General features: G+C 62.0%; 10 protein-coding genes. All 10 read left to right on the top strand.

All coding sequences use genetic code 11. The features are described from left to right. The first annotated feature begins 35 nt into the window (after window positions 1–35). Window positions 36–1,571 (top strand): XrtA system polysaccharide chain length determinant, encoded by a 1,536-nt coding sequence (locus B058_RS0113125; protein WP_018508947.1) that lies wholly within the window; start codon window positions 36–38, stop codon window positions 1,569–1,571. Window positions 1,572–1,579: 8 nt separating this feature from the next. After that, window positions 1,580–2,512 (top strand): XrtA-associated tyrosine autokinase, encoded by a 933-nt coding sequence (locus B058_RS0113120; protein WP_018508946.1) that lies wholly within the window; start codon window positions 1,580–1,582, stop codon window positions 2,510–2,512. Further along, on the top strand, window positions 2,493–4,097 hold the full coding sequence (locus B058_RS0113115; protein ID WP_245539310.1) for a TIGR03016 family PEP-CTERM system-associated outer membrane protein: 1,605 nt from the start codon (window positions 2,493–2,495) through the stop codon (window positions 4,095–4,097). Before B058_RS0113120 ends, B058_RS0113115 begins: the two co-directional genes overlap by 20 nt. A 74-nt stretch (window positions 4,098–4,171) precedes the next feature. After that, window positions 4,172–5,206 carry an XrtA/PEP-CTERM system-associated ATPase gene (locus B058_RS0113110; RefSeq protein WP_018508944.1) on the top strand — a complete coding sequence of 345 codons (1,035 nt, stop codon included), beginning with the start codon at window positions 4,172–4,174 and terminating at the stop codon, window positions 5,204–5,206. A 10-nt stretch (window positions 5,207–5,216) separates the two neighbouring features. Then, on the top strand, window positions 5,217–6,338 hold the full coding sequence (gene wecB, locus B058_RS16980; protein ID WP_040724498.1) for a non-hydrolyzing UDP-N-acetylglucosamine 2-epimerase: 1,122 nt from the start codon (window positions 5,217–5,219) through the stop codon (window positions 6,336–6,338). Next, window positions 6,338–7,183 carry an XrtA system polysaccharide deacetylase gene (locus B058_RS0113100; protein ID WP_018508942.1) on the top strand — a complete coding sequence of 282 codons (846 nt, stop codon included), beginning with the start codon at window positions 6,338–6,340 and terminating at the stop codon, window positions 7,181–7,183. The genes wecB and B058_RS0113100 overlap by 1 nt, the downstream gene beginning before the upstream one ends. A 2-nt stretch (window positions 7,184–7,185) precedes the next feature. Then, on the top strand, window positions 7,186–8,250 hold the full coding sequence (locus B058_RS0113095) for a FemAB family XrtA/PEP-CTERM system-associated protein (RefSeq protein ID WP_018508941.1): 1,065 nt from the start codon (window positions 7,186–7,188) through the stop codon (window positions 8,248–8,250). Beyond that, window positions 8,247–9,476, top strand: coding sequence for a TIGR03087 family PEP-CTERM/XrtA system glycosyltransferase (locus B058_RS0113090; RefSeq protein WP_018508940.1), 1,230 nt, complete (start codon window positions 8,247–8,249; stop codon window positions 9,474–9,476). The genes B058_RS0113095 and B058_RS0113090 overlap by 4 nt, the downstream gene beginning before the upstream one ends. Continuing rightward, window positions 9,473–11,032 carry an exosortase A gene (gene xrtA / locus B058_RS0113085; RefSeq protein WP_018508939.1) on the top strand — a complete coding sequence of 520 codons (1,560 nt, stop codon included), beginning with the start codon at window positions 9,473–9,475 and terminating at the stop codon, window positions 11,030–11,032. The genes B058_RS0113090 and xrtA overlap by 4 nt, the downstream gene beginning before the upstream one ends. Next, window positions 11,029–12,177, top strand: a complete 1,149-nt coding sequence (locus B058_RS0113080) for a TIGR03088 family PEP-CTERM/XrtA system glycosyltransferase (RefSeq protein ID WP_018508938.1) — start codon at window positions 11,029–11,031, stop codon at window positions 12,175–12,177. The genes xrtA and B058_RS0113080 overlap by 4 nt, the downstream gene beginning before the upstream one ends. The last annotated feature ends 46 nt before the right edge of the window (window positions 12,178–12,223 follow it).

Raw genomic sequence — 12,223 nt, 5'->3', positions numbered from 1 at the left:
CATTGGGCGGCGCTTCTTGATGGCGGAACGCCCACATGGATCAATTGTTGCAGCAACTTTTTGGCTATGCCAAAGCCGCCTGGCACCGTCGCTGGTGGGGGGTGGCGACGGCCTGGCTGGTATGCGTCGTCGGCTGGACCTGGGTGATGATGATCCCGGACCGCTATCAGGCGTCGGCGCGCGTCTATGTGGATACGCAAACCCTGTTGAAACCTCTGCTGTCGGGACTGGCGGCCGAGCCTAACGTCGAGCAGCAGATCAAGCTGATGACGCGTCAGCTGGTGAGTCGGCCGACGCTGGAGAAAGTTGCGCGCATGACCGACCTGGACGTCAAGTCGAAGACGCCCGAACAGACCGAGCGGATGTTGAATGACTTGGCGAGCAAGATTTCCATCGCCGATGCAGGACGCGAGAATCTCTACACCATCAGCTATCAGGATGCCAACGGCGAACTGGCCAAGAAGGTCGTGCAGTCGCTGCTGACCATTTTCGTGGAATCCAGTCTCGGCAAGACGCGCCAGGATATTTCCAGTTCGCAGCGCTTCATCGAAGAGCAGTTGCAGCAGTATCAGCAAAAACTGACCGATGCCGAAAACGCGCTCAAAGAGTTCAAGCAGAAGCATATCGGAATGATGCCGGGGCAGGGAGGCGACTATTACGCGAAACTGGCCGAGGTGAGCACCCAGTTGCGGCAGGCCCAGCTGGACCAGCAGGAGGCGGTCAATCGCCGTGACCAGCTGAAACGCCAGTTGGCGGACGAAGAACCTGAGCTGACTGCAGCCGCAGCAGCGGGCGCGACCAACAGCGAGATCGATGACCGCATCCAGGCGCTGCAAAAGCAGATGGATCAAATGCGCCTGCAATACACCGAACTGCATCCTGATGTTCAGGCGACCAAGCGCCTGATCGAAAAGCTGGAGGCGGAGAAGAAAGCCGACCTGGCAAAGCACAAGGCCGATCCCGCGGGCTCCAAGATACAGAATCCGGTCTATCAGCAACTCACGCTTTCCATTGCCGAAGCGGATGCCAACGTGTCTTCCCTGCGCGCGCGCGTGGCCGAATATCAGCGCCGTTATGCCGAGTTGCGCAATGCATCCAACATGATCCCCCAGGTGGAGCAGGAATATACCCAGCTGACGCGCGACTACGACGTGTACCGGCAGAACTACGATGCCCTGCTCAAGCGCCGCGAGTCGGTCACCATGTCGGGTGAGGTCGAGAGCAAGACCGACACCGTCGATTTCCGCGTGATCGACCCGCCCTTCGTGCCGAGCCAGCCAGCCTGGCCGAACCGCCTGCTGCTGCTTTCGCTGGTGACACTGGGCGGACTCGGTGCCGGCGTTGCTGTGGCCTTCCTGTTGAGCCAGTTGCGCCGCACCGTGACCGATCGCCGTGTCCTGCGCGAGTTGACCGGTCTGCCGCTGCTGGGTGCCGTGTCGCGGGTAGAAACCGATGAAACCCGTCGCCGCAAACGCAAAGGCCTGCTGACTTATCTGGCAGCATTGGGCAGCCTGATTGCCGCTTATGGCGCAGTGATGGTCCTGCAACTGCTCGTGTCGCGCGCCGGCTAGGAGAAACCATGAGCATTATTGAAAAAGCAGCAGGCAAGATTGGCACGGGTGCGCCGCATCCCGCTCCCCCGAGCGATCCCGGCCACGACGCCAGCCTGATCGAGAATGCGCTCAACAAGCAACGCAGCAGCCATGCAGCGCCCTTCGTTGCAACGCCGGTCGAGCCGATATTCAATGCGCCGGATACCCTCGCGATGGAAGGCGGAAGCCAGGTACAGTCGATCAACCTGGCGCGCCTGCATCGCATGGGCGTGGTCGCGCCCGACGCGGAAAAGAGCCAGATCGCCGAAGAGTTTCGTATCATCAAGCGGCCGCTCATCGCCAACGCGTTTGGCCAGGGCACCGCGCGCGTCAAGAACGGCAACCTCATCATGGTCACCAGTTCGCTGCCGGGCGAGGGTAAGAGCTTCTGCGCCATCAACCTGGCGATCTCGATGGCTATGGAAATGGATCGCACCGTACTGCTGATCGACGCCGACGTCGCCAAGCCGCGCGTGCCCGAATACCTCGGTATCCATGCCGACAAGGGCCTGCTCGACGTGCTGCAGGACAAGGACCTCAAATTGTCCGACGTGCTGATCAAGACCGACATCGCCAAGCTGACCGTGCTGCCGGCCGGCCGCACCTACAAGCGCGCGACCGAGCTGCTGGCGAGTGCCGCCATGACGCGTCTCATCGAGGACATCGGCAACCGCTATCCCGACCGTATCATCCTGTTCGATTCGCCACCGCTGCTGGCGACCAGCGAGTCGAGCGTACTCGCCACACACATGGGCCAGATCGTCATGGTGGTGGAAGCCGAGAAAACCTCGCAGGAGGCGGTACGCGAAGCCTTGAGCCATATCCAATCGTGCGAGGTCGTCGGCATGCTGCTGAACAAGACCACGCCGACCCCGGGCGCAGACTACTACTATGGCTACTATGGCAGTTACGGCAAGTAAGCGCCGCTACGGCGCTCGGGCAGCGCGGGACAAGGCGATTCGCCGTGCCGGTGTGTGCTCCGCTCTCTTGGCGCTGGCCTTCGCGCCGACCGCACACGCCATCGACTGGCGCTTCGAACCTTATGTGAATGCATCGTCCACCTACACCGACAACGTCAAGCAGAGCTCGAGCAATACGCAGGATGCCTTGATCCTCACCGCGACGCCAGGCTTCACGCTGCGCTCGGAAGGGTCGCGTCGGGTGCAGGCCAGTCTGCAATACGGCCTGACGGGCGTGAAGCGTTTCGGCGGCGACCAGAGCGACAACTTCTATCACAACCTCAACGCGGTCGGAAAAGCCGAGCTGGTCCAGGACTTCCTGTTCATCGACGGCAGCGCCAATATCTCGCAGCAGTTGATCTCGCTGCTGGGGTCACCCGCCGACGCCACCACCAACAACAGCAACCGGACCACCGTTGGCACCTACTCGATCAGCCCCTACATCCAGCAGCGGCTGGGGACCTTCGCTTTCGCGCAGGCACGCTACACGGCCAGCGGGGCGATTTTCCAGAATAACGTCGCGCCCAATGCCAATTCGAATTCGTTTGCGGCCAGTCTGAAAAGCGGCACCCGCTTTACCGATTTCAGTTGGGGACTCAATTATTCCCTCCGCAAGCTGCAGAACCGCAATGCCATCAATAGCGCCAACAATACCGACGTCACTTTCGAGAGTGCCAGTGCAACCGCTGGCTATGCCTTGACGCGCCAGTTCAGAGTGTTCGGCACGGTCGGCCATGATTCGAACGATTACCTGAGTAGTAGCGGAACGAGTGGTTCCTTCTACAGCGCAGGTTTCGGGTGGACGCCTACGCGCCGTACGAACCTTGAAGCTTCAGTTGGCGAGCGCTACTTCGGCCGCACGTTCAGCCTGGCTGCGAACCACCGTACACGACTCACGCAATGGCGGGTACGTTACTCAGAAGATGTGAGCGATATTTCACAGCAGCTTCTGGAACAGGGTGGACAGTTGTATTTTGTGTGTGGGACAGCGCCACATTTCCCGTTGGCCTCCGACTTGGCGCAATCACCTCCGCCGAATTGTGTAGGGCCATATCCCGCTGGGCAGATTGCGGAAGTGTTCCAAAGATTTTATGGCTATTCAGCTGAAGATCTGGTGAAGCTAGGATTTCCTACTTCAATTGCCAATGGTGTTTTCATTATCAAGAGCTTTACTGCGGGAATGTCATGGGATATCGGTAAATTGGGGTTCGGTCTTTCCGCACAAGATACCAAGCGGCTGTACCAGTTATTGGGTAATGCCCAGGATCATATACAAGGTGTAACAGGTTCCGTGAGCTATCGTTTGTCTGTCGCAACGACAGCCAATAGTAGCCTGTCACTGACCCGTACCAGCCTGGATAGTATGCTAACAAGCGGTCTTGCCCGACAAGACGATCTCCTCAGTTTCAGTCTCGGCCTCAACCGCCGCTTCGCCGACAAGCTCAATGGCGCGTTGACTTTCCGCCACACCCAACGGAGTTCGAACGTGGCGAACGCCGACTACGACGAAAACAGCCTCACGGCGTCGGTCAACATGCGCTTCTGACCGATCCGCCGGCATGGCACAGCCGTTGCTTCATCCAGTGCGCGCCGTGCCTCCACTCAGATAACGGATTGTCCATGTACGAAGACTATTACCGCTTTAGCGCCAAACCGTTCCAGCTCAATCCCGATCCGCGATTTTTCTTCGGCTCCAAGGGCCACAAGCGGGCGATGGCCTACCTGGATTACGGCCTGTCGCTGGGCGAGGGATTCATCGTCATCACCGGCGAAGTCGGTGCCGGCAAGACCACGCTGGTACGTAACCTGTTCCGCCAGCTCGAGTCCCACAATCTGGTGGCGGCGCAATTGGTGTCGACCCAGCTGGATGCGGAGGATACGTTGCGCAGCGTGGCCGCATCGTTCGGCCTGGAGCACGAAGGCCTGACCAAATCATCGCTGCTGAAAAACCTGGAAGATTTTCTGGCAGTGGCCGCGCGCCAGGGCAAGCGCGCGCTGCTGGTGGTGGACGAGGCGCAGAACCTGACGCCGCGCGCCGTGGAAGAGCTGCGCATGCTGTCCAATTTCCAGACCAGCGAACGTTCGCTGATCCAGACCTTTCTGCTGGGGCAGCCCGAATTCCGCGGTATTCTGCAAAGCCCGGACATGCAGCAGCTGCGCCAGCGCGTGGTGGCCTCCTACCATCTGGGGCCGCTCGATGCCGACGAGACGCGCGGCTATATCGAACACCGCCTGCGTACGGTCGGCTGGCATGGCACGCCGGGATTCGATGACGAAGCCTTCGCCGAATTGCACCGTTTTACCGGCGGCATTCCGCGGCGCCTCAATACCACCTGCGATCGCCTGTTGCTGTTTGGCTTTCTCGAAGAGAAAAATCATTTCGGCGAAGCCGAGGTAGCCGAGGTGATCGCCGATCTGAAGAACGAAGTTGCACACCAGGATTTCCACGGGACAACCGGTGTCAACAATCATGTCCAGGGCAGTGGGGGCCTGAATGGCGAAGATGGCGCCCGGCTGACGCAGCGCATCGACCAGCTGGAACGTTCGGTCAACCGCATCCTGCCCATCGTGCGCAAAATTCTCTACACCGTGAGCGAACGCCACGCGGCGGCAGAGGAAGACGCGCCGTCGGACAACCTCGATACCTCGCACTGACGACTCAGCCATGACCCAGGTTTTATGCGTCGCAGGCGCACGTCCCAATTTCATGAAAATCGCTCCGGTGATGGCTGCCCTGGCCGAGGCGGGCATCGCCGCGCAGCTACTGCATACCGGCCAGCACTACGACGCGGCGATGAGCGACAGTTTCTTTGCCGACCTGGGCATCCCGCGGCCCGATCATCATCTGGAAGTGGGCTCGGGCAGCCATGCGGTACAAACGGCGGAAGTGATGAAACGCTTCGAACCCGTGCTCGAAAGCGTACAGCCGCAGGCCGTGCTCGTGGTGGGCGACGTCAATTCCACCATCGCCTGCGCGCTAGTGGCCGCCAAACGTGGCGTGCGAGTGATCCATGTCGAGGCCGGTCTGCGCAGCTACGACCGTAGCATGCCGGAAGAAATCAACCGCGTATTGACCGACCAGATTTCCGATCTGTTGTTCACCACCGAGCGTAGCGCACTGGCCAACCTGCAGCGCGAGGGGATCGATCCCGCGCGCGTCGAGTTCGTCGGCAACGTGATGATCGACACCCTGTATCGCAATCTCGAACATGCCGTGCCGAGCGTCCGGACCCTGGGCGCCACGCTGGCGCAGTATGCAGTGCTGACGTTGCATCGGCCGTCCAATGTGGACGATGCGCCGACGCTCGCTGCGTTACTGGATGTGGTCGGCGAAATCAATCGCACTTTGCCGGTGGTGATGCCGCTGCATCCGCGTACGCGCGGCAACATCGAGAGATTCGGCTTCACCGCCAAGCTGGACGGCCTGCACATCCTGCCACCCGTGGGCTATCTGGAGATGCTCGGCCTGATGCGTGATGCCAAGCTGGTGCTGACCGATTCCGGTGGCATTCAGGAAGAAACCACGGCGCTGGGCGTGCCGTGTCTCACGCTGCGCGAGAACACCGAACGGCCGATTACGCTCGACGAAGGAACCAATACGCTGGTCGGCCCTCATCCCGAGGCCATCCGTCGCGCGTTCGCCGAGATCCTGGCGGGCGGTGGCAAGGCCGGGCGCATTCCCGAATACTGGGACGGCCGAGCGGCGATGCGCATTGCGTATAAGCTGAAGGACTGGCTGCCCATGCCGAAAGGGGTTCATGCCCTGTCGGACACGAGGATCGTGTAATGGCCGAACGCATCAGGAATGCCATGTCGATCGATGTCGAGGACTATTTCCAGGTGTCGGCATTCGCCCCGCATATCCGGCGCGAAGACTGGGATACGCTGCCGTGCCGGGTCGAGCGCAATGTCGACGTAATCCTCGGTCTGCTTGACGAGGCGAACGCCAAAGCGACTTTCTTCACGCTCGGCTGGATCGCCGAGCGCTACCCGCAGGTGGTGCGCCGCATCGTCGACGATGGCCACGAGCTCGCCAGTCACGGCTACGGCCACCAACGCGCGAGCGACCTCACGCCGGAGCAATTCCGTGATGACATCACTCGCGCCAAGCATATTCTCGAAGACCTTGGCGGTGTCGACATCCGCGGCTATCGTGCGCCGAGTTTCTCCATCAACCGGAAAAACTGGTGGGCCGTCGAAGAGCTCGAGAATGCAGGGTATGTATACAGTTCGAGCATCTATCCGGTGCGCCACGACCATTACGGCATGCCCGATGCGCCGCGTTTTCCGCATCGCCCCAATGGCGCGGCCGGCATTCTCGAACTGCCGCCCACCACGGTTCCGCTGATGGGACGCAACTGGCCTGCTGCGGGCGGCGGCTGGTTCCGCTTGCTGCCGTATTCGATGTCGCGCTGGATGCTGAATCGAGTCAATGACCGGGACCACGCGCCCTGCATGTTCTATTTCCACCCCTGGGAACTCGATGCCGGACAGCCGCGCCAGTCCGGCCTGTCGGCCAGGACGCGCTTCCGCCATTACGTCAATCTGCAACGCATGCCGGGTAGACTGCGTCAGTTGCTTACCGATTTCGAATGGGACCGCGTCGACCGCGTATTCCTGCCAGAACATTGAACATGCAATCCGAACCCCTCCTGGTTGAAACGATGGCGACCGATGTCACGGTGCGCGCGCTGGAGGCACGCGATCTCCCGCATTGGGATGCCTACGTGAATGCACATCCGGATGCGACGTTCTTTCATCGCGCCGGGTGGAAGCGCGTGATCGAAGCCGCTTTCGGGCACCGCACGCATTTCATGCTCGCCGAACGCGGCGGCGAGATCGTGGGCGTCCTGCCGCTGGTCGAGATCCGCAGCCGCCTGTTCGGGCATGGCCTAGGCTCGCTGCCGTTCTGCGCCTATGGCGGCATCCTCGCCGATCATGATGCCGCCTGGCGCGCGCTCGACGAGGCGGCACAGGCCTTGGCCGTGCGCCTCAAGGTCGGCGCACTCGAATACCGCAACCAGGTGGCCCAGCATGCCCATTGGCCGACCAAGGATCTGTACGTCACCTTCAAGAAAGCCATCGAACCCGACCTTGAGGCCAATATGAATGCCATCCCGCGCAAGCAGCGCGCGATGGTGCGCAAAGGCATCAAGGCCGGTCTGTTGGGCGAAATCGACAGCGACACCACGCGATTCTTCCAGGCGTATTCGGCGAGTGTGCACCGCCTGGGCACGCCGGTGTTTTCGCGTAAATTTTTCCGTTTACTGAAGGAGGAGTTCGGCGACGATTGCGAGGTGCTCACCATTACGCTGGAGGGGCAGGTCATCGCCAGCGTGATGTCGTTCTATTTCCGCGACGAGGTGCTGCCGTATTACGGCGGGGGCGTGGACGCCGCGCGTGCAGTGGCCGGCAACGATTTCATGTACTGGGAATTGATGCGCCGTGCCTGCGAGCGCGGCCTCAAGGTGTTCGACTTCGGCCGCAGCAAGCGCGGCACCGGTTCGTTCGACTTCAAGAAGAACTGGGGCTTCGAGCCGACGCCGCTGTATTACGAGTATTTCCTGGTAACCGACTCCGACGTTCCCGAGATCAACCCGCTCAATCCCAAATACCGCCTCTTCATCCAGGCCTGGAAGAAAATGCCGCTGGCGCTCGCCAATGTCATCGGGCCGCACATCGTCAAGAATCTGGGGTGAGCGTGAAAGAGGGGCTGCTGTTTCTTGCACATCGCATCCCGTTCCCGCCCAACAAAGGCGACAAGATCCGCTCGTTCCATCTGCTGCGGCATCTGAGCACGCGTTACGCTGTCCACCTCGGCGCCTTCGTCGACGATCCCGACGACTGGCAGTATGCCGATGCATTGAAGCCCTATTGTGTCTCGATCAAGCTGTTGCCGCTGAAACCACGCCGCGCCAAGTTGGCGAGCCTGACCGGACTGTTTACCGGCCAGGCGCTGACGTTGCCTTACTATCGCAGCAGCGAACTCAAGCGTTGGGCAACCGATCTGGCCGACTCCGGAAAAGTGACGCGTGGACTGGCGTTTTCCTCGGCGATGGCGCAGTTCATGCCGGCGAAGCTGTCCCGCCGCGTGCTTGACATGGTCGACGTCGATTCCGACAAGTGGAGCCAGTACGCCCCAACGCAGCGCTGGCCCATGTCCTGGCTCTATGCGCGCGAAGGCCGCAGGCTGGCGGCATGGGAGGCGCAGATGGCGCAGGATTTCGATGCCACGCTGCTGGTGTCGTGCGACGAGGCGGCGCTGCTCCAGCGTCGGGTTCCGCAAGCGCGTCACAAGATCGGCGCGTTCGAGAATGGTGTCGATGCCGATTATTTTTCGCCGGCGCGTGACTATCCGAATCCCTACCCGTCCGACGTGTTGGGCGTGGTCTTTACCGGTGCGATGGATTACTGGCCGAACGTCGACGCCGTCAGCTGGTTTGCCGAACGGGTGTTTCCCGCCATCCGCGAAGCTGTACCGGCCGCTCAGTTCACCATCGTCGGCAGCCGGCCTACGGAAGCCGTCCTGGCGCTGGCGCGCCAGCCCGGCGTCGTTGTCACCGGCAGCGTACCCGATGTGCGGCCCTATCTGGCGCACGCAGCGTGTGCCGTAGCGCCCTTGCGGATTGCGCGCGGTATCCAGAACAAGGTGCTGGAGGCGATGGCGATGGCACGTCCGGTGGTTGTCACTGCGCAGGCGGCAGAAGGCATCCGCGCCGAGGCCGGGCGCGACTTCCTGCTGGCGCAGGACGAAGCAGGTCTGGCGGGTGCCGTCACTGCCCAATTGCAGACGCGAACCACCAGCGCCCCGGCGCGCGCCTGCATCCTGGCCCATTACGACTGGGCGCGCAATCTGTCGATGATCGATGCCTTGTTCGATGCGGCGCCTGTCGCATCCTCTGCTCTGGAGACGTGTCCTGCATGAGTGCCCTGCCCGAAACCCTTCCCGCGACCACGCCGCGAACCGGCTGGTGGCTGTCCGCCGGTGTGACGATAGGCATCCTGCTGATCCTGACCGCCATCTTCTGGCCGACTTTCCTCTCGATGGAGGAAGTGTGGGCGCGATCGGAAACCTTTGCCCACGGCTACCTGATCGTTCCCATCAGTATCTGGCTCATCTGGCGCAAACACGACGAACTGGCGCGAATCAGGCCACGCGCCGACCTGCGTGGCCTGTTCCTGCTGGCGGCGGCCGGCGTCAGCTGGCTGTTGGCCGACGCCGGCAGCGTCAATGTCGTCGCCCAGCTCGCATTCATCGCCATGCTGATCGCCGCAGTCTGGACCCTGCTCGGCGCGGCTTTCGTGCGCGCGGCGTTTTTCCCTCTGATGTTCCTGTTTTTCGCAGTTCCGATGGGCGAGTTCCTGATCCAGCCTTTGATGGGCGTGACCGCTGATTTCACCGTCTCAATGCTGCAGGCCACCGGCATCCCGGTGTACCGTGAGGGCACGTTCTTCAGCATCCCCAGCGGCGACTGGTCGGTGGTGGAAGGCTGCTCCGGCCTGCGTTACCTCATCGCCTCGGTGACGCTTGGCGTGCTGTATGCCTATCTCACCTACCGCTCGTGGAAGCGCCGGCTGCTGTTTTCCATCGCCGCGATGATCGTCCCGGTCTTCGCCAACAGCGGGCGGGCCTTCATGATCGTGATGATCGCCCATCTGTCCGACATGAAGCTGGCACTCGGCGTCGACCACTACATCTACGGTTGGGTGTTCTTCGGCATTGTCATGATGCTGCTGTTCTGGATCGGCAGTTTCTGGCGCGAGGACGACCAGGCGGAGCCTGTTTCGCCGCTGCCTGTCGTGCCAGCGGGGTCGGCAGGAGCGGGCGTCGCGTCGCGGTCGATCCTGCCGACAGCCCTCCTCGCGCTGGGCGTGGCCGGCCTGTGGCCGATGTATGCGCACTGGCTCGAATCGCGTCCGCTGCCCGACATGCCGGCATTGCAGGTCGAGGCGGCCGGCGGCTGGCAACCCGGCGAGGTCTTCACGACCTGGGTGCCGCACTGGATCGGTGCCGACCGCCAACTGCGCCGGTCCTATACGCAGGCGGGACATGGCGTGATGCTGGAACTGAATTATTACGTAACTCAGCGGCAGGGCGCCGAGCTCATCAACTCGCAGAATTACATGATCAAGCAGAAGGACCCGGCCTGGTCGAACGTCGGCGAGACGATCGTCACCGTACAGATCGACGGGGTTGCGCGGCAGGTGAGACAGGCCAAGATGCGCGGAAGCAATGGCCAGCGTCTGCTGGTGTGGCAGTGGAACCTGATCGATCAGCACTCCGTCGTCAACGACTATCTCGCCAAGCTGATCCTTGCGTTCGACCGGGTCAGGCTGGCACGCGACGACGGCCTGTCGGTGCTGGTCGCCACGCCGTATCAGAATGCCGATTTCAAGACGGCAACCGCCACCCTGGCACGTTTTGCAGCGGACATGGAACCTGCCATCGCCCGCGGGCTCGACCAGGTCGACGGGCAGTGACCGTACACATCGTGCATATCGTCCACCGTTTCGATACCGGCGGCATGGAGAACGGCATGGTCAACCTGTTCAATACCCTGCCGCCGCAACGCTACCGGCATACCGTGGTTACGCTCACCGACTACAGCGATTTTCGCCAGCGCATCACGGCACAGCCGGTCGAGTTCCATGCCTTGCACCGTGCGCCGGGGCATGGCCTCGGCTGGACCGTGCGGCTATGGAAACTGCTGCGCCAGCTCAAGCCGGATCTTGTGCATACCCGCAATCTGGCCGCACTGGAAGCGCAGTTCGTCGCAGCCGCTGCCGGCGTGCATGCCACTGTCCATGGCGAACATGGGCGCGACGTGTTCGACCTGCATGGCCGCAACTGGAAATACAATCTGCTGCGCCGCGCAGCCAGATCGTTCGTGTCGAATTACATTGCGGTCAGCCGCGACCTTGAAAGCTGGCTACGCCAGACTGTCAGGGTGCCGCCGCGCAAGCTGCACCAGATCTACAATGGCGTCGACAGCGTGAAATTCCATCCGCGCGCCGGTGCGCGGCCGGCAGTGCTACCACCCGGATTCGCCGACGCCGACAGCACGGTCTTCGGGGCGGTCGGTCGGATGGTCGAGGTCAAGGACTATCCCACGCTCACGCGCGCCTTCATCCAGATGCTCCAGCAGTTTCCCGAACGGGCCGCGCAGGCGCGGCTGGTCATCGTCGGCGACGGGCCTGCACGTGCGGCCTGCATGGAACTGTTGGAGCGGGCAGGGATGGCGCATCTGGCTTGGCTGCCGGGCGAGCGCCATGACATTGCGGAACTGATGCAGGCATTCGACGTGTTCGTGCTGCCGTCGAAAAACGAGGGCATCTCCAATACCATACTCGAGGCGCTGGCGAGCGGACTGCCGGTGATCGCCACCGCAGTGGGCGGCAACGTCGAGTTGGTGGAAGATGGGGTCACCGGACGGCTGGTGCCGGCCGGCGACGCGGAGAATATGGCACAGGCCTTGCTGGGTTATCTCGGCGATCCGGAAGCGCCGGCGCGCATCGCGCGGCAGGGCGGCAACGCCCGGCGGCAGGCCGAGCAGCGCTACAGCATTCCGGCGATGGCAGAGGCGTATGCCACGGTATACGACCGGACGCTGGGGCTCCGGCGCTGAGCGGCCGTCGAATAACCCGATAAATCGACAGGGACAGACAACTAGC

This window comes from Thiobacillus thioparus DSM 505 (genome assembly GCF_000373385.1).
GTDB lineage: Bacteria > Pseudomonadota > Gammaproteobacteria > Burkholderiales > Thiobacillaceae > Thiobacillus > Thiobacillus thioparus.
Note: the sequence above shows the minus strand (reverse complement) of the source record. Positions and strands in the feature narration are given on the sequence as shown.

Bases quoted from the DNA above. Each gene is read 5' to 3' on its own strand.
- B058_RS0113125 (WP_018508947.1), top strand. From the start codon at position 36: ATGGATCAATTGTTGCAGCAACTTTTTGGCTATGCCAAAGCCGCCTGG.
- B058_RS0113120 (WP_018508946.1), top strand. From the start codon at position 1,580: ATGAGCATTATTGAAAAAGCAGCAGGCAAGATTGGCACGGGTGCGCCG.
- B058_RS0113115 (WP_245539310.1), top strand. From the start codon at position 2,493: ATGGCAGTTACGGCAAGTAAGCGCCGCTACGGCGCTCGGGCAGCGCGG.
- B058_RS0113110 (WP_018508944.1), top strand. From the start codon at position 4,172: ATGTACGAAGACTATTACCGCTTTAGCGCCAAACCGTTCCAGCTCAAT.
- wecB (WP_040724498.1), top strand. From the start codon at position 5,217: ATGACCCAGGTTTTATGCGTCGCAGGCGCACGTCCCAATTTCATGAAA.
- B058_RS0113100 (WP_018508942.1), top strand. From the start codon at position 6,338: ATGGCCGAACGCATCAGGAATGCCATGTCGATCGATGTCGAGGACTAT.
- B058_RS0113095 (WP_018508941.1), top strand. From the start codon at position 7,186: ATGCAATCCGAACCCCTCCTGGTTGAAACGATGGCGACCGATGTCACG.
- xrtA (WP_018508939.1), top strand. From the start codon at position 9,473: ATGAGTGCCCTGCCCGAAACCCTTCCCGCGACCACGCCGCGAACCGGC.